This is a genomic window from Amycolatopsis roodepoortensis (assembly GCF_024628825.1).
Taxonomy (GTDB): Bacteria; Actinomycetota; Actinomycetes; order Mycobacteriales; family Pseudonocardiaceae; genus Amycolatopsis; species Amycolatopsis roodepoortensis.
The window spans coordinates 9,063,513-9,080,270 of the sequence record NZ_CP102415.1 but is presented as its reverse complement, the minus strand read 5'-3'; the positions used below and the strand labels follow the sequence as shown (position 1 = coordinate 9,080,270).

General features: G+C 70.4%; 15 protein-coding genes. 10 read left to right on the top strand and 5 right to left on the bottom strand.

Annotated elements, in window-relative coordinates:
* Positions 1–26 precede the first annotated feature (26 nt).
* The 3 genes from NQK81_RS43350 (at position 27) to NQK81_RS43340 (ending at position 2,938) form a co-directional block, all read left to right on the top strand.
* A complete protein-coding gene (locus NQK81_RS43350; RefSeq protein ID WP_257486140.1) occupies positions 27–908 on the top strand; it encodes a LysR family transcriptional regulator in 882 nt (293 codons plus the stop codon).
* A 75-nt stretch (positions 909–983) separates the two neighbouring features.
* Positions 984–1,898, top strand: coding sequence for an alpha/beta hydrolase (locus NQK81_RS43345; protein ID WP_257486139.1), 915 nt, complete (start codon positions 984–986; stop codon positions 1,896–1,898).
* Positions 1,895–2,938 (top strand): quercetin 2,3-dioxygenase, encoded by a 1,044-nt coding sequence (locus NQK81_RS43340; RefSeq protein WP_257486138.1) that lies wholly within the window; start codon positions 1,895–1,897, stop codon positions 2,936–2,938. The genes NQK81_RS43345 and NQK81_RS43340 overlap by 4 nt, the downstream gene beginning before the upstream one ends.
* 52 nt (positions 2,939–2,990) lie before the next feature.
* Here NQK81_RS43340 and surE read toward each other — a convergent pair whose 3' ends face one another.
* Positions 2,991–4,019, bottom strand: coding sequence for a 5'/3'-nucleotidase SurE (gene surE, locus NQK81_RS43335; RefSeq protein WP_257486137.1), 1,029 nt, complete (start codon positions 4,017–4,019; stop codon positions 2,991–2,993).
* A 154-nt stretch (positions 4,020–4,173) separates the two neighbouring features.
* Positions 4,174–6,645, bottom strand: coding sequence for a beta-glucosidase H (locus tag NQK81_RS43330; RefSeq protein WP_257486136.1), 2,472 nt, complete (start codon positions 6,643–6,645; stop codon positions 4,174–4,176).
* A gap of 134 nt (positions 6,646–6,779) precedes the next feature.
* Between NQK81_RS43330 and NQK81_RS43325 the strand changes: the two genes are divergently transcribed.
* The 5 genes from NQK81_RS43325 to NQK81_RS43305 all read left to right on the top strand — a co-directional run bounded on the left by NQK81_RS43325 (position 6,780) and on the right by NQK81_RS43305 (position 10,847).
* Positions 6,780–7,391, top strand: coding sequence for a TetR/AcrR family transcriptional regulator (locus NQK81_RS43325; RefSeq protein ID WP_257486135.1), 612 nt, complete (start codon positions 6,780–6,782; stop codon positions 7,389–7,391).
* A 299-nt stretch (positions 7,392–7,690) separates the two neighbouring features.
* On the top strand, positions 7,691–8,977 hold the full coding sequence (locus NQK81_RS43320) for an MFS transporter (protein WP_257486134.1): 1,287 nt from the start codon (positions 7,691–7,693) through the stop codon (positions 8,975–8,977).
* A 16-nt stretch (positions 8,978–8,993) separates the two neighbouring features.
* Complete coding sequence (locus NQK81_RS43315; RefSeq protein ID WP_257486133.1) at positions 8,994–9,824, top strand: alpha/beta fold hydrolase; 831 nt, start codon at positions 8,994–8,996, stop codon at positions 9,822–9,824.
* A 96-nt stretch (positions 9,825–9,920) separates the two neighbouring features.
* Positions 9,921–10,550 (top strand): TetR/AcrR family transcriptional regulator, encoded by a 630-nt coding sequence (locus tag NQK81_RS43310; protein ID WP_257486132.1) that lies wholly within the window; start codon positions 9,921–9,923, stop codon positions 10,548–10,550.
* A gap of 102 nt (positions 10,551–10,652) precedes the next feature.
* Positions 10,653–10,847, top strand: a complete 195-nt coding sequence (locus NQK81_RS43305; protein WP_192741939.1) for a hypothetical protein — start codon at positions 10,653–10,655, stop codon at positions 10,845–10,847.
* Here NQK81_RS43305 and NQK81_RS43300 read toward each other — a convergent pair.
* On the bottom strand, positions 10,822–11,685 hold the full coding sequence (locus tag NQK81_RS43300; RefSeq protein WP_257486131.1) for a helix-turn-helix transcriptional regulator: 864 nt from the start codon (positions 11,683–11,685) through the stop codon (positions 10,822–10,824). The genes NQK81_RS43305 and NQK81_RS43300 overlap by 26 nt on opposite strands.
* 147 nt (positions 11,686–11,832) lie before the next feature.
* On the opposite strand from NQK81_RS43300, the gene NQK81_RS43295 reads away from it, so the two are divergent.
* The gene (locus NQK81_RS43295; protein WP_257486130.1) at positions 11,833–12,816 is read left to right on the top strand and encodes an SDR family oxidoreductase; all 984 of its coding nucleotides are present in this window, start codon (positions 11,833–11,835) and stop codon (positions 12,814–12,816) included.
* Here the strand turns inward: NQK81_RS43295 and NQK81_RS43290 are convergent.
* Together NQK81_RS43290 and NQK81_RS43285 are read right to left on the bottom strand one after the other, a co-directional pair.
* Positions 12,813–14,150, bottom strand: coding sequence for an MFS transporter (locus tag NQK81_RS43290; RefSeq protein WP_192741936.1), 1,338 nt, complete (start codon positions 14,148–14,150; stop codon positions 12,813–12,815). The genes NQK81_RS43295 and NQK81_RS43290 overlap by 4 nt on opposite strands.
* A complete protein-coding gene (locus tag NQK81_RS43285) occupies positions 14,147–15,373 on the bottom strand; it encodes a M20 metallopeptidase family protein (protein WP_126734670.1) in 1,227 nt (408 codons plus the stop codon). Before NQK81_RS43285 ends, NQK81_RS43290 begins: the two co-directional genes overlap by 4 nt.
* A 116-nt stretch (positions 15,374–15,489) precedes the next feature.
* Here NQK81_RS43285 and NQK81_RS43280 point away from each other — a divergent pair, with 116 nt between their 5' ends.
* Positions 15,490–16,524 carry an Lrp/AsnC family transcriptional regulator gene (locus NQK81_RS43280; RefSeq protein WP_257486129.1) on the top strand — a complete coding sequence of 345 codons (1,035 nt, stop codon included), beginning with the start codon at positions 15,490–15,492 and terminating at the stop codon, positions 16,522–16,524.
* Positions 16,525–16,758: the final 234 nt, after the last annotated feature.

Below are 16,758 nucleotides of genomic sequence, written 5' to 3'. Positions count from 1 at the left end.
GACCGCCTGCTGACCTGCGGACAGCCATGAACCTCACGATTCATCACCTCCGGTGCTTCCTGGCCGTGGCGGAGGAGCGTCATTTCGGCCGCGCCGCCGCCCGGCTGCACCTGAGTTCGTCCGCGGTGAGCGAGCAGATCGCCGCGCTCGAACGACGGCTGGCCCGCACGTTGTTCCAGCGCACCTCCCGCAGCGTCGAACCGACCGAACACGGCCGGGAGCTGGAGCCGCGGGCACGGGAGGCCATCGCGGCCATGGACGAGGTCCTGGCCTGGGCACGAAAGACGGCCGACGAGCCGGGCGTCCGGGTCGGCCTGATGGTCTCCAGCCCGAGGTTCCGCCGGATCATGGCGGCGGTCGCGGACGAACTGCCGCAGGTCCGGTGGCAGATCAGGCAGCTCGGTTTCCTCGGCTGTCACGACGCGCTCGCCGGCGGCGAGGTGGACTGTGCGTTCGTCGCCGAACTCGGCCGGAATCCGTCGCCCGCGTTCGAATCGTTGCCGTTGTGGGAAGAACGGTGCGTGCTGGTGGTACCCGACCGGCATCCGCTCGCCGCGCGGGACTCGGTACGGCTGGCCGATCTGGACGGCGAGACCTTCGTGTCCGTCGAGGACGAGACGGCCGCGCGGCACTGGTCTTCGCCACTCACCGAGGCCGGCATCACGCCCACATTGCTGCCGATCGCCAGGAACTTCGAAGAGGTGCTCGAATTGTGCGGCGCCGGGCAAGGCGTCAACGTGGCCGGGGAATCCGCGCCCGAAACCTACGCGCGGCCTGGCTTGACGTTCGTGCCCATCGAGGACTCCCCGCCGGCCACGACGTACCTGTACCTGCGCCGGGAACGCCGCTCCGGCGCGCTGGAGCGGTTCGTCCGGATCGCCGTCGAACTCGGTGACGCGCCAGGCTGATCATCCGGATCCGCCGAACGATCGTGCGGATGATCGCGCTGGTATGTCGTGGCGCGGCCGACGAAGCTTGCGGACATGGCATCTCGCTCCACGCCCCCGTCCGAAACGATCCGCGTAGAGGCCGACGTCGTCTTCGCCCGGCGGGACACCGGGGACCTGCTGCTCGACCTGTACCGCCCGGTCACCGTCGGCACGGTCCCGGTGGTGCTGTGGCTGCACGGCGGCGGCTGGTTCGCCGGTGACCGGACGCTGGCACCCGACCTCGCAAGGCATGCCGTGGCCACCGGCTGCGCGATGGCGAGTATCGAATACCGGCTCTCGTCGCAGGCGTTGTTCCCCGCCCAGTTGCACGACGTGCGCGCCGCCGTCCGGTTTCTGACCGCGCATGCCGGGCCCTATGGTCTGCGCCCCGGGGCCGTCGGGCTCTGGGGCGCGTCGGCCGGTGGTCATCTGGCCGCGCTCGCCGGGCTCACCGGGCACCTCGCCGAGGTACCGGGTGAGCGGGAAAGCGGTGCCGTACCGGTAAAAGCGGTGGCGGTGTCCTATCCCCCGGTCGATCTCGCCGAGGTCGTCGCCGACGCGGAGACGGCCCGCCCTGGGCTCGACGCGAAGTCCACTCCGGAGGCACGGCTGCTCGGTGGGCATCCCGCGCGGCTGCCGGAGCAGGCCCGGCTGGCGAGCCCGCTCACCTGGATCAGCCCCGGCGCACCGCCGTTCCAAATCTCCCACGGCACCGCCGACGTGCTGGTGTCCCATCGGCAGAGCGAACGCCTGCACGCCGCGCTCGTGGCCGCCAGTGTGCCGAGCGAGCTGCACCTCCTCGACGGCTACCGGCACGGTTTCCTCAATCCTCCCGGCCGTCTCGACGTCGCACTCGGCCGGGTGATGGACGACGGCAGGCTGGCGGCGGAGGGCGAACAGGCCGCGTTCGGCTTCTCCGACATCCACGACTTCTTCCGAAAGCACCTCATGACAGAAGAAAACCGGTGACCACTCCCGATCCGGAGACCATGCACGGAGTCGTGCCCGTGGTCGGCGCCCTACCCGGCGAACCGGTCCCCTACTACCTGGCGAGCGGCGAGGGCCTGCGGTTCGAGACCGGCGGTCTGTTGTGGACGGTCATCGCCCGGACTCGCGACACCGGCGGCCTGTTCGACGCGGCGTTCGTGCTCGGCCCGCGGGGGGCGGAAATCCCGTTCCACAGCTTCACCGAGCACCAGCGTTCGTTCTACGTCTTCGAGGGCAGCGCTCAGTTCTGGCTGCCGGGCGAGAGCCGGGTGCTGGTTCCCGGTGACTCCGTGCACGTCCCGCCGGGAACCCCGGTGGCCTGCCGCATGCTGAGCCATTTGACGAAGGTGCTGCAGTACTCCGCCCCCGGCGGCGCTCTGGACGGGCTCTCCGAGGCGGCGAAGGTCGAGCGGCACCTCTACGCCGCGGGCGCCACGGTCACCGGCGAAGCGCCGTCGAAGGCGACGCGGCACGACCTTCCCCTCGTGGCCCCGAGCACCGAATGGGACGACACCCTGCCCGGGGGAACCGAGGGCTATTTCCTGCGCTCCCGCACCGGGGAACGGCGGGGATGGCCGGACGCGGTCAACTCTTTCCTGGCCCGCGGCCGCAACACCGGCGGCCGCTATTTCGCGGTCAACACCCTCGCCGCGCCGCAGCCGTACGTCATCCGGCATTTCCACCGGCGGCACACCGAGAACTTCCTCTGTCTCTCCGGCCGGATCTGGCTGTGGGTCAACGGCGAGGAGATCCTGCTGACGCCCGGCGACTTCCTGCACGCGCCGGCCGGGGCCGTGCACAGCTTCGCCGTCACGGCGCACAACACCCAGCTGCTCGGGCTGCTCACCTCCGACATCTTCGAGCCGTTCTTCGACGTGACCGGGGTGCCGACCGACGATCACGTGCACACCGAAGGACTCATCGACCCGTCGGTGGTCGTCGGCGGCATCCGGGCGAACCCGGACCTGGACGTCGTAGTGGTGGGCGGGCCCCCGGACCGGATCCGTGCCACCGGGCTGTAATCGCCGGCGGCGCTGCCCGGCCACCACGCATCGGTGACCGGGCAGCTCCCCCTCAGCCGGGCAGCCGTCCGCCGGTGACGGCCGCCCGGACCCGGTCGGCGTCCCGGCCCGGCAGGGTCCGGTCCGCCGTGATCGGGGTGATCGACACCTCGCCGCGGCGGATGGCCTCGGTGTCCGAATCGCGTTTGGTCTCGGGCAGGCAGTACCGGTCCGCCGGGCAGAGACCGAGACCGAGGGTGAAGGTGTCGGCGTCCACCGGGGTGAAGGTGGCGACGCCGAGCGGGCCGGTGCCCATGCTGGTCCAGGACACCCGGCTCGCCTTGCCTCGCGCCGCGTCGGGGTAGTTCACGTTCAGCGCGAACCGCGGGGACAGCAGGTCGCGTTGCCGCAGCCGGGTCAGGAGGCGGGCACCGAACTCGGCCGCGGCCTCGTAGGTCTTCCGGCCGACCACCAGCCCGTCCCCGACCATCCCGCTGAACGCCACCGCCGGGACCTCGCCGTCGAGCGCGGCGATCGCGGCGCCCACGGTGCCCGAGTCGTTGACCGCCGAGCTGACGTTCGGCCCCGAGTTGATCCCGGTCACCACGACGTCGGGCGCTTCGCGCCAGCCCACCAGATGACCGAGCCCACCGCGCAGCGCGAACTTCACCGTGTCGGCCGGGGTGGCCGAAGGCGAGGCCGGCGTGCACGGCGAAGCTCCCCGGCACAGGCCGAACACCGCGCCCGCGCCGGGCGCTCCCCCACAGTCCTGCTGGTATCCGGCGGGCATCGCGGTGCGCCGCTGCGCGGAGACGGTGCCACCGGTGGTCACCGCTCCGCTCGCGCCGCTCATGTACGCCCACGGCGCGACCACGACCACGTCGGCCCCCGCGGCGCAGAGACGTTTCCGCAAGTCGTACAGGCCGATGCCGTCGGCGCCGTCCGGCCGCGCGGCCTGCATCGAATCGTCGTTGCCGAGCAGGACGCGCATCCCGGCCAGCGGCGCCGCGGGCGCGCCCACCGCACCCGAGGCGCCGGTGAGCACCACGGTGGCGGTGGCCGCCAGCAGGGCACCGGCCTTGAGAGCCGAACGTGTTTTCATGGAAGGTTTCCTTTCCGGGGAGATCCATCGAGAGGTAAGGACAAGCAGGACGTCCAGACCGTGGGAGACCCCGGCGACAGGACCGGCTGCCGAAGTCCCTGCCAGCAGGTAGCGATGGGCCCCTTCCTTACCCTCAAGGCAGGGAAGGAGGCCTTCACGGACCGGGGGTCATGGCACGCACCAGCCGGATGTCGGCGGCCGACCGTCCGATGTGGAGCTCGAACTCGCCGGGTTCGACCGTCCACGCGCCGTCCCAGTGCGCGAAAACCCGCTGGGGAAGGGCGATGTCCACCGTGGCGCGCGCCCCGGCGGCGCACTCCACGGTCGCGAAACCGGCGAGCCAGCGGTGCGGCCGGTCCACCGCGCTGTCCGGGCGGGAGGCGTACACCTGGACGACCTCGCGGCCGTCGCGGATGCCGGAGTTGCGCACGGTCACCATGACCCGCACGTCACCGTCCACAGTGTCCGGTTCGACGACACGGGCGTCCTCATAGGACCAGTCGGTATAACCGAGTCCGTGCCCGAACCAGTAGGCCGGTTCGGCGTCGCCCCGCTGCCAGGCTCGGTAGCCGATGAAGACACCCTCGTCGTAGCTGAGCTTCCCGTCCCGAGGGCGCACCTGGGTGACCGGCGCGTCGTCCAGCCGGACAGGCCAGGTGGTGGGCAGCCTGCCACCGGGTTCGGCGTCGCCGAGCAGCACGTCGGCGAGCGCGGAACCGCCCTCCTGCCCGGGGAACCAGCTCAGCATCACCGCTGCGACCTCGTCGCGCCACGGCATCTCCACCGGGGAGCCCGCGTTGACCACGACGATCGTGCGCGGGTTGACCGCGGCCACCCGGTGCACCAGTTCGTCCTGGCGGCCCGGCAGACGCAGGTCGGCGCGGTCGAATCCCTCGCTCTCCACGCGCTCGGTGGTCGCCACGACCACGATCGCGGCGTCGGACACCGACGCGGCGGCCACCGCCTCTTCGATCAGCTCGTCGGCGTCGAGCTGCGGCTCGCGGTGCACCAGCGCGCAGCTGATGCTCGCGACCGGCGCCCCCGACAGATCGGGAACGGTGTAGACCAGGCCGACTTCGACGGTCTTTCCCGCGACGAGCTCCGCCTTGGCTCGCTCGGCCGGGGCGGCGAAGAACGCCTCGAAGGGGTCGAGGCCGTCGGCGACCGCGACACCGTCGAAGAGCACCGTGCCGTCGACGGACAGGGTGAACGCGCCGAGACCCTTGGTACCGAACGAATGCAGCCCGGACTCGCGCGGGGTGAACCTGCCGGTGATCTCGACCGAACGCAGGCGGTCGAGCGTGACCCCCTCGGGCAGGTCGCTACCGAACCACTGCACCATGCCGTGGGGCAGCGTGTCCTCGCCCAGCACCGTTCCCTCGGCGTCCCGGCACACCGCGCGCAGCTCGAAACCGTTGCCCGCGACGCTGAGCTCGTCGGTCGGGTCGGCGCCGATACGGTAGGTCAAGGCCCCCTCCGGCAGCGCTGCCCGCAGACCTTCCAGCGGGGACACCACGTGCTCCGGGAACACCTGGGCCGAGCCGCCGCCCAGCACCCGGGCGTCCCGCGCGGCCGCGCCGATCAGGGCGACGGTGCCGTGGCGGGCGGCGTCCAGCGGGAGCACCTCGTCCCGATTGCGCAGGAGCACGAACGCCCGTCCGGCGAGTTCCCTCGCCATCGCCACGCCGTCGAGCGGGGCGGGCAGCTCGTCCGCCGCCACCGCCGGAGCGACCCGGTCCCAGGCGCCGGTCCGCGCGGCAAGGCGCAGCACCCGGCGTACCGCATTGTCCACTGTGGACTCTTCCACCTCACCGGCGCGAACGGCCGCGGCCAACGCTTCGCCGTATACCGTGTGCGGACCGGGCATCGCGATATCGAGCCCGCCGCCGATGGCGCCCGTGGTGGACCGGGTGGCGAACCAGTCCGAGACGATGGCGCCGTCGAAGCCCCACTCCCCCCGCAGGACCCCGTTCTGCAGTTCGTCGTGCTCGGTCATCGTCGGGCCGTTCACCGAGTTGTAGGCCGCCATCACACCCCACGGCTTCGCACCGGCGACGATCATCTCGAACGGCGTCAGGTACAGCTCGCGGAGCGTGCGCTCGTCGACGAGGTTGTCGACGGTGAACCGGTCGGTCTCGGCGTCGTTGGCGACGAAATGCTTGACGGTGGTTCCGACGCCGCCTTCCTGCACGCCGCGCACGTACCCGGTCCCGATCGCGCCGGTGAGGAACGGGTCTTCGGAATAGCACTCGAAATGCCTGCCGCCCAAGGGCGAACGGTGCAGATTGACCGTCGGCGCCAGCAGCACGTGCACGCCCTTGCGGCGTGCTTCCTGCGCCAGCAGATGGCCTGCCCGGCGGATGAGTCCGGGATCCCAGGTGGCCGCCATCGCGGTGGGACTCGGTAGGGCGATCGAAGGATCGGCCGCGGTCCATCGCACCCCGCGGACCCCGATCGGGCCGTCGGACATCACCAGCGACCGCAGGCCGATCTCCGGCAGCGCGGGCAGGGACCACATGCCCTGGCCCGCCACCAGCCTCGCCTTGACGTCGAGGCCGAGCGTGGGCAAGGCGGCGTCGATCGCCGCCTCGATCTCGGCCCCGTGATCGGCGTGGTGACTGTTCACTGCGACTCCCTCTGTAGTGACCCGGCGGCCGGTCCGACAGGACGTCCGTGCCGGCCATCGTCACCCACTGACTTGACGGTCGGTAGGTTTCGTTTCCATTCCGTTATCTACAGGCCACCGGTTACCCTTGTCCCGTGCGCGCGACAGACGAGGCCGGGCACGCCGACGCGGCCCGCCCAGGGCGGCGACGCGCGGACCGGCGCAACGAAATCCTCCGGGCGGCCATGGCCGTCATCGCCGAACGCGGCTACCGCGGCGCCTCCCTGGCCGCCGTCGCCGACCGCGTCGGCATCACCCAGCAGGGCCTCCTGCACTACTTCCCCACCAAGGAGGACCTGCTCGTCGCCCTGCTCGAGGCGCGCGACGAATGGGACACCGCCGGCGCCACCGAGCAGGCGACGGGCCCATGGCCACTGGACCTGCTGGCCACCCTCGTCGAATACAACGCGAGCAGGCCAGGCGTGGTCCAGACGTTCTCCGCCCTACTCGGCGAGAGCGTCACGGGCGACCACCCGGCACGCGAGTTCTTCACCCGCCGCTACACCACGATCCGCGCCTCGCTGACCGAGACCCTGCGCCGGGAATTCGGCGACCGCCTGCCGGGGAACCTCACCCCGGAAGCGGTGGCGCCCCTGGTGATCGCGGTGATGGACGGCATGCAGTTCCAGTGGCTCCTGGACGCCGACGAGGCGGACATGACCGCCTCGTTCAACGCGCTGATCCAGTTGCTGCGCCAGGCCACCTGAGCCGGCCGGACGCTTTCCGACCCCGACAGAGGCTGAGGGCCGGTCTTGACCGGGGTTGCGAAAGCCACTTTCGCAACGTTGAAGGTTACGAAAGTGGCTTTCGCAACGTCGATGGCCGGGCCCGCCACAGTTCTGGCGACACACCCAGAGCACAGACCGAGGTAGGAACCGATGTCACACACGTGACCCTAATAGGTCACGAACGCATATACAGACCGACTAAGCGGTCGGTCGCCGTGATGTGATGCGCCGCATTCGCCGTGGCAGTGGTGCCCGGCATTCGCGTCCAGGAGGCGGCCATGGCCCCCACACTGCCTGACCCAGCACCGCACACCGCGACCGTCGCGCCGGACGATGTCCCCGGTCCCCGCCCTGGTCCAGGGCGCGGGCGCGTGCTCATCGGGTCGCTCTTGATCGGCAACTTCTCCCTCTTCCTCGCCTATTCGGGCCTGCTGGGCATCCTGCTGCCGAACCAGGTCGCCGAGGTCGACCCCGCGGGAAAGGTCGGCAGCCTCGGCCTGGTGGTCAGCGTGTCGGCGTTCGCCACACTGTTCGTGCAGCCCATCGTCGGCGCGCTGTCCGACCGCACGCGCAGCCGGTTCGGCCGCCGCACCCCGTGGATGATGCTCGGCGCGCTGTTCGGCGCGGTGTTCCTGGTGACGCTTCCCGTGGCCGGCTCGGTCGCGCTGCTGGCCGTGCTGTGGCTCCTCGTGCAGGTCTCGCTCAATATCGTCCAGGGCCCGATGACGGCGATCCTGGCCGACCGGCTGCCGGCCGGGCAGCGTGGCACGGCGTCCGCCTTCGTCGGTGTCGGCAGCATGGTCGGCGCCACCGCGGGTGTGCTGCTGGCCGCCCGGTTCGCCACCGACCTCGGGATCGGCTACAGCGTCTTCGCCGCCGTCGTGCTCGTGGTCATCTTGGTGTTCGTGCTCATAAACCGCGACACCTCCAGCGAAGGACGGCCACGTGCCGCCTGGTCGTGGCCGGCGTTCCTGAAGGGCTTCTGGGTCAGCCCGCGCCGCCACCCCGACTTCGCCTGGGCCTTCGTCGCCCGGATGCTGTTCGTGCTCGGCTATTGGGCCGTCTACAACTTCCAGCTCTACATCCTGGTCGACCACGTGGGTATCCCGCTGGAGCGCGCGAACGCCGTCACCGGGCAACTGTCCTTGGTGATGCTCGTCGGCACGGTGCTCTCCAGCTTCGTCACCGGCCCGTGGTCGGACCGCGTCGGCCGCCGCAAGCCGTTCGTGATCGCCGCTTCGGTGATCATCGCCGTCGGCCTGGCGTTTCCTCTCTTCAGCCCGACCATCGGGGGCATGCTGGCGTTCGCGGCGATCTCCGGCTTCGGGTTCGGCACCTACATGACCCTCGACGTCGCGCTGATGACCCAGGTGCTGCCGAGCGACGACGACGCGGCCAAGGACCTCGGACTGCTCAACGTCGCCACCAACTTCCCCCAGGCGGTGGCGCCGACCTTCTCCGCCTTCCTCATCACCCTCGCCGGGTACCACGTCCTGTTCGCCGTCGCCGGATTGCTCGTGCTCATCGGCGCCGCCGCGTTCCTGCCCATCCGATCCGTCCGCTGACCCCGAGGAGCGACCGTTGTACTCCCTTCCCTCCCATGCCCGCACACTCACCGTGCCCACCACGGCGGGCCGGCTGTCCGCCGTTCGGGCCACGCCCGACGGCGGCGCGGCCAACGGCGTCGCCGTGCTCGTCCCCGGCTTCACCGGGTCCAAAGAGGACTTCGTCCCGATGCTGCGCGGGCTGACCGATTCCGGTTACGACGTCCTGACCTACAGCCAGCAGGGACAATGGCTGTCCGAAGGCCCGGACGACGCCGACGACTACACCGTGGAGGCCTTCGCCACCGGCCTGCTGGAGGTCCTCGACACCGCCGTGCCGGACGAGCGGGTCCACCTGGCGGGGCACAGCTTCGGCGGCCTGGTCACACGCGCGGCGGTGATCCGGGAGCCGGACCGCTTCCGCAGTTACACCATCCTGTGCTCGGGCCCCGGCGGCTCCACCGTCACCGGTCCGGCCGGACCGACGCTGCAAGACGCCATCGCCGCCGAAGGTTCCGCCGGCGCCTGGCGATTCCTCGAACCGTTCTTCGCGGCCGGGGCTCCGGAACCGGTCGTGACGTATCTGCGGACCCGGATCCACGAGACCAACCCGGCCAACCTGCTCGGCATCGCCCGCGCCATCGCCGGCGAACCGGACCGGGTGGCGGAACTGCGGGCGACCGGGGTCCCGATCATGGTGGCCCACGGAGAAAACGACGCGGCGTGGCCGCCGGAGGCGCAACGCGAGATGGCGGCCCGTCTCGGCGCCCGATACGAGGTCATCGCCGGTACCGGCCACACGCCGAACGAGGAAAAGCCGGACGTCACGGCGCGCCTCTTCGCGGAATTCTGGGCTCAAGCGGGCTAGAACGGCCTGGTTCGCGCCCGGCCGGCCATGGCGGACTACCCTGCGCTCGTAACCCCGTCGGGCGCGCGAGCGCAGGACCGCCAGGAGCAGCACTTCATGTCCCTCCCCGCCGAAAGGCCGACCACGCGCGGGGAAGCGGCCGGCGCGGCGTCGCGGGCGGCCGTCGTACGAGTGGCCACCGAACTGTTCTCCGCCACCGGATACCGCGGCACCTCGATCGCCACCGTCGCCCGCACCGCCGGGCTTTCGCAGTCCGGGCTGCTGCACCATTTTCCGAGCAAGACCGCCCTCTTGACGGCGGTGCTCGAAGCGCGCGACGCGGAGGACACCCGCTTCCTCCGGCAAGACGGCGACCGGATGCCCTTGAGCTGGGCCGCGTTCGCGGCGCTCGAGGCGCTGGTCGCCCGCAACACCACGCGACCGGAACTGGTGGGGTTGTTCGTCCGCGTGACCGCCGAGGCCACCGATCCGCGGCACCCCGCGCACGAGTGGACGCGATCGCACTACACCACGGTGACCCGGTGGCTGACCGAAGCGATCCACAGTGGACAGAACGCCGGGGAGATCCGGGCCGACGCCCCGGTGGCCACGCTGGTGCGCACGACGATCGCCGTACTGGACGGTCTGCAGCAGCAGTGGATGCTCGACCCCGGCACGGTCTCGATGACCGTGGAGTTCGGCGCCTTCGTCGACGCCGTGAAACACCGGTGGGAGACCCGGCGGTAGCGTGTGCGCCAGACGAGCTGGAGGGAAGATCGGCGCGTGACTCGACGGCTGGCAGCGAGAGATCGTCCCGGAGTCAAAGGCGTACTCGGTCCTGTCTGTCTCGTGCTCGCCTTGCTCGCCTGGGTGCTCCCCTACGGAGAGGTGGCCTCGGTGCTGGCCTTGGCCGCCGGAGCGACGTCGGCGTTCACCGACCGGCAATATCGGCTGGACGGCCTTGTCGTCGCGGGCGTCTGTATCGCCGCACTCCAATTGTTCTTCGCGCTGCTTCTGTTCACGATGGATCTGGCCGGCCACTGAGCTCACGCGTCCGGGGCCCGATGACGGCGAGAAGCTGGAGCTTCTCGTGGCTTTCGCTGCCGGGGACCGCGGTGTAGACGAGGAGCAGGTGGGACTGGTCGGGATCGATCAGGGTCTGACAGGTCAGTTCCAGTGCGCCGACCTCGGGGTGCACGAACCGTTTGACGCCGTTGTAGTGGACGCCGATCTCGTGGTCGTTCCACGCGGTGCGGAATTCCTCGCTGCGGTCGAGCAGGAGATCCAAGAGGTGCGCCGCCCGTGAACCGGGTCCGCGGAGGGTGACCATCTTGCGGAGCCCCGCGGTGAAGACGCGCGTGTGCAACGGATGGTCGTCGGGGTGGTAGAGCGACCGGGTGGCCTCGTCGGTGAACCACCGGTAGCCGATGCTGCGGGACGGGCCGGTGTACCGGGTGGTGTCGCCGGTGAGGGCGATACCGAGCGGGGTCTGCCGGAGCGTCTCGCCGAGCTCGGTGACGATCTCGGCGGGCGTGTCGGTGAGCCGGTCGAAGATGCGGAGCAGGCCTGGGCTGATGTGTTCGCTGGTCGTGCCCCGCGCGGGCGGGTTGTGCCCGGCGAGCCGGAAAAGGTGGTCCCGTTCGTCGAGCGACAGATGGAGGCCCTGCGCGATCGAGGCGATCATCTGCTCGGACGGGTGAGGTCCGCGTTCCCGCTCCAGCCTGCTGTAGTAGTCGGTGGAAATGTGACAGAGCGTGGCGACCTCTTCGCGGCGCAGGCCGGCGGTTCTGCGCCGTTGCCCGCGCGGGAGCCCGACGTCTTCGGGCTGGAGCGACTCGCGGCGACGGCGCAGGAACCCGGCGAGCCCGGCTCGATCGATCACGGCTGCTTCCTCTCTGGTCCCGGTGCCGGTTCAGTCTGCCTCCGCCGCCGGAGGTTTGCCTGGGATCGACAGGCCGTGGCTAGTGCCGTCGATCCGGCGCAGCCTGGGAGGGAACACATCGACGGCCAGGAGAACCAGGAGCAGCACATGGCACGCACCCGACCGGATATCACCGTTCCCGATCTGTCCGGGAAGCTCGCCGTCGTCACCGGCGCCAGCGACGGGGTCGGATTGGGACTGACGGCCCGTCTGGCCGCCGCCGGCGCCGAAGTCGTCATGCCCGTCCGCAATCGCCGCAAGGGCGAAGCGGCCATCGCGAAGATCGAGCAGCAGCACCCGGGAGCGAAGGTCTCCCTCCGGGACCTCGACCTGTCGTCGCTGGACTCGGTCGCCGCGCTGGGCGCCACGCTGCGTGAGGAGGGCCGGCCGATCCACCTCCTCGTCAACAACGCCGGCGTGATGACCCCGCCGGACCGGCAGACCACCACCGAGGGATTCGAGCTGCAGTTCGGCAGTAACCATCTGGGGCATTTCGCTCTCGTCACCCACCTGCTGCCTTTGCTGCGCGCGGGACGAGCGCGGGTGACGTCGCAGATCAGCGTCGCCGCGAACCAGCACTCCATCAACTGGGACGACCTGAACTGGGAACGGTCCTACAACGGCCGCCACGCGTACAGCCAGTCCAAGATCGCCTTCGGCCTGTTCGGCCTCGAACTCGACCGGCGCAGCCAGGCCGGGGGCTGGGGAATCACCAGCAACCTCGCCCACCCCGGCGTCGCCGCCACCAACCTCCTCGCCGCGCGCCCCGAGGTCGGCCGGACACGGGACACCGTCGGTGTCCGCGTCATCCGGGCTCTCGCCGGCCGCGGCATCCTCCTCGGGACGGTCGAGACGGCACTGCTCCCCGCCTTGATGGCCGCGACCTCGCCCGAGGCACAAGGCGCCCGCCTGTACGGCCCCAGCGGACTCGGGCATCTGGCGGGCGCCCCCGCCGAGCAGACCGTCTACTCGCGACTCCGCGGCAAGGACGACGCCGCACGGATCTGGCGGATCTCCGAGGAACTCACCGGCACCACCTTCCCCGCCGGCGAGGACGCCCACCACGACCCGGGGTCGAAGCGCCGGTCTTAGACAGCGGTCTTGGAACCGGCCTCCGCTTTCGCCTTCTCGTGCAGGTCGACGCCGCGGGTCTCCGGGAGGGTGAAGACGACCAAGGCGCTGATGACCATGAGCACCATGCCGTAGACGACGAACAGCGACGGGTAGCCGTTCTTGGCGAGGAGCGTCTGCAGGTACGGCGCGGTTCCACCGAAGGCCGCGACCGCGATCGAGTACGGCACACCGACGCCGATGGTGCGGATGCGGGTCGGGAAGATCTCCGCGTAGACCGCCGGGCCGATGGAGGAGAACCCGGCCATGAAGACCAGCGCGATCGACATCGCCACGAACAGCTGCCAGGCCTGGTCGCCGACCATCGCGTTCAGCGGGAAGCTCAGCACCAGGAGGCCGACGATCGCGATGAACAGGACCGGCTTCCTGCCGATGCGATCGGACAGCCTTCCCCACAGCGGCAGGGCGATCAGGAAGATCACGTTCGCGAACACGCCCGCCCACAGCGCACCGGTCGGGTCGACGCCCCGCACGGTGATCGCGTACGACGGCGCGGCGACGGCCCACATGTAGTAGATGACCGTGGCGCCGACGGTCAGCCCGACGACCTGCACGAGCAGTTTCGGGTGCTGCTTGATCGTCTGCCAGATCCGGCCCTTCTCGGCCTTCTTCCCGGCGGCGTCGTCCTTGGCGTTCTCGGCGAGGAAGACGCCGGTTTCCCGCATGCGCATCCGCATGTAGAGCGAGTAGAGCCCGAAGACGCCACCGAGCACGAACGGGATCCGCCAGCCGAACGAGAGCATCTGATCGTGGCTCAGCACACCGGAGAGGACCGCGCCCAGCAGGGTTCCGGCGAGCACGCCGCACGTTCCGGAGAAGTAGATCAGGCTCGACCACAGCCCGCGGCGGGCGGCGGGGGCGACCTCGGCGATGTAGGTCTGCGCCGATGGCAGCTCACCGCCGTGCGCGAGACCTTGGCCCAGCCGTGCCACCACGAGGATCACCGACGCCCACACGCCGATCTGGCCGTAGGTCGGGGAAAGACCGATGACGAGGCTGCCGCCGGCGGCGATCGCGACCGTCAGCGTCATCGCCAGCTGACGGCCCTTGCGGTCGGCGATCCAGCCGAAGACCAAGCCGCCGAGGGGCCGGGCGGCGAAGCCGACCGCGAAGACCGCCAAGGTGCTCAGCAGCGCCGAAACCTCGTCTTGCGCGTTGAAGAACTGCGCGGCGAAGAACGACGCGAACGTCGCGTAGATGTTCCAGTCGAACCACTCCATCGCGTTGCCCGCGCCGAGCCCGAACAGGGTGCGGCGGCGATCCGGGATGGTGGCCGTGCCCGCGGTCGCGCTCATCGGGTGGCTCCTTCGGCGAAGCGGTCGAGACGGCGGACGGCGAGTTCGGCGTAGACGGTGGCGGCCCTCGACAGCACGGACGGATCGAAGTCGGCGTACGGGCTGTGGTTGTTGGGCGCGGTGTCCGGCTCGAGCCCGGGCATCAGCGCACCGAGACCGAGGAACGTGCCCGGCACCTCGGCCAGCACCCGGGAGAAGTCCTCGGAACCGGCCACCGGATTCGGCAGTTCGGTGTAGTACTGCTCGCCGATCGTCTCGCGGACGACCTCGGCGCCGAACGCGGTCTCGTCGACGTCGGTGACGGTGACCGGGTACTCGCTCTCGAACACGACGTCGGCGGTGACCGCGTGCGCTCGCGCGACGCCGTCGATCGTCTCCCGGATCGCCGTGTCGAGCAGCGCGCCGGCGGCGTCCGAGAAACAGCGGACGGTGGCCTCGAACTCGGCGATGGCGGGGATGACGTTGCGTTTGGTGCCGCCGCGGATGACGCCGACGGTGAGCACGGCCGGATCGAAGATGTCGAACCGCCGGGTGACCATCGTCTGCAACGCGGTGATCATCGCCGCGGTCGCGGAGATCGGATCCTTGGCGCGGTGCGGCATCGACCCGTGGCCGCCCTCTCCGTGCACCGTGACGAGCAGCCGGTACGACGCGGACATCAGCGTGCCGGGACGGCTGGCGAACTGCCCGCTGGGCAGCATCGACGAGAAGACGTGCAGCCCGTAGGCCGCGTCGGCGCGCCTGCCCGCGGCGTCGAGCACGCCTTCCCGGAGCATCACTCCGGCGCCGTCCCAGCCCTCTTCGCCGGGCTGGAACATCAGGACGACGTCGCCGTTGATCCGGTCTCGGTGGGTGTGCAGGAGCCGGGCCGCGCCGACCAGCGACGTGGTGTGCAGATCGTGGCCGCAGGCGTGCATCGCGCCGTTCGTGGCGGCGAAGTCCAGCCCGGTCGCTTCGGCCACCGGGAGGGCGTCCATGTCCGCGCGCAGCAAAACCGTGCGCGGCCGGGCCGAATCCCGGGCCGTGCCCTCGCCGCGCAGCACCGCGGTCACCGAGGTCGTGCCGGTCCCGGTGGAGACCTCCAGGCCGAGCCCGTCGAGTTCACGCAGAACCCGCTCCTGGGTGCGGGGCAGGTCGAGACCGATCTCGGGCTCGCGATGCAGGTCGCTGCGGAGCCGGACCAGCTCGTCCTGCAGGCTTCGAGCGTCGTCGTGAAGGTCCACCGGTCGATCTCCTCTTCGTCGGACGTCGGCGTCTTGGTCGTCGAGTGTGCGAATCCGCGTCCGATATCGAGCTAGAATTGTCGGAATCGCTCAACGATCGGCCCCTGGAAGAACAAATGGTGATCGATTCCCTGGATGAGGAGGACTTTTCGCTCATCCACGCTCTGCAACTACGGCCGCGCGCCACCTGGGCGCAGCTGGGCGACGCCCTCGGCTCGTCGCCGGTGACGCTGGCGCGGCGATGGGAGCGGCTGCGCGATGGAGGCGGAGCCTGGGTGACGGCGTATCCACGCGTGCCCGGGCGGTCCCGGGTCCAGGCCGCGTACGTCGAGATCCGGTGTGCGAGCGGCCGGATCCGGGAACTCATCCGCGAACTGTCCACCTGGCCGTCGGTCGTCAGCATCGAGGAGGCTTCGCGCGAGTACAGCCTGGTGCTGACGGTGTTCGGCCTCGGCATGCACGACCTCTCCACCCTGCTGCTGGACGCGATCCCCGGGCTTCCCGGCGTCCTCAACATCCGTTCGCATCTGGTGTCGCGGCTGCACGTCGAAGGCAGCTCGTGGCGGGTGGGCGCGCTGGACCGGGAGCGCGTGCAGGCGTTGTCGCAGCTGCCGCCGTCGTCCGGCGGCGCGGGCGGACGGCAGACGGCGCTACAGCCGTGGCAGGAGCCGTACGCCGCGCTGACCGAGGCGCTGGGCGAAGACGGCCGCCGCACCGCCGCGGACCTCGCCAGGCTCACCGGCCGCCCGGTGTCGACCGTCCGGCGCCAGCTCGGTCACCTGATCGCCGCCGACGCGCTGACCTTCCGGTGCGAGATCGCGCAGGGGCTCACCCCGTCGCCGATCGTCGTCAACTGGTGGTGCCAGGTGCCCGTCGCGCACGTGCCGACCTGCGTGGACCGGCTGAGGGCCAACCCGGCCATCCGTCAGATCGCGAGCCTGCCGGGCCCGGCGAACCTGCTGGTGACCACCTGGATGCGCTCGATCGAGGAATCGATGCGGATGCAGGAACATCTGGAACAGGACCTGGCCCCCCTGTCGGTCGTCGACTCGGCCCTGATCCTGCGGACGGCCAAACGGATGGGCTGGCTGCTGGACGATTTGGGGCGCAGCACGGGATTCGTCGTCACGATGCCTGCTCGACGGGGGTGAGCCTTGTGCGGGGTAGGGCCCTGGGGTGTTGCGAAAGCCACTTTCGCAACGTTGGCGGTTGGGGAAGTGGCTTTCGCAACGTGAGTGGCCTCGGCGCGTGTCGCGAAAGCCACCTTCGGGACATTGGAGGTTGGCAGTCGCACATTGCCACTCGGTCTGCGACAGTGACGGCAGGAGCGGCTCATCCAGGAGATCTCGACTGTCCACAAGAGACTCGATTTGACGCCTCGGGGG

Coding starts and splice junctions, on each gene's coding strand:
- NQK81_RS43350 (WP_257486140.1), top strand. CDS start 27: ATGAACCTCACGATTCATCACCTCCGGTGCTTCCTGGCCGTGGCGGAG.
- NQK81_RS43345 (WP_257486139.1), top strand. CDS start 984: ATGGCATCTCGCTCCACGCCCCCGTCCGAAACGATCCGCGTAGAGGCC.
- surE (WP_257486137.1), bottom strand. CDS start 4,019: ATGAAAACACGTTCGGCTCTCAAGGCCGGTGCCCTGCTGGCGGCCACC.
- NQK81_RS43320 (WP_257486134.1), top strand. CDS start 7,691: ATGGCCCCCACACTGCCTGACCCAGCACCGCACACCGCGACCGTCGCG.
- NQK81_RS43310 (WP_257486132.1), top strand. CDS start 9,921: ATGTCCCTCCCCGCCGAAAGGCCGACCACGCGCGGGGAAGCGGCCGGC.
- NQK81_RS43295 (WP_257486130.1), top strand. CDS start 11,833: ATGGCACGCACCCGACCGGATATCACCGTTCCCGATCTGTCCGGGAAG.
- NQK81_RS43290 (WP_192741936.1), bottom strand. CDS start 14,150: ATGAGCGCGACCGCGGGCACGGCCACCATCCCGGATCGCCGCCGCACC.
- NQK81_RS43280 (WP_257486129.1), top strand. CDS start 15,490: ATGGTGATCGATTCCCTGGATGAGGAGGACTTTTCGCTCATCCACGCT.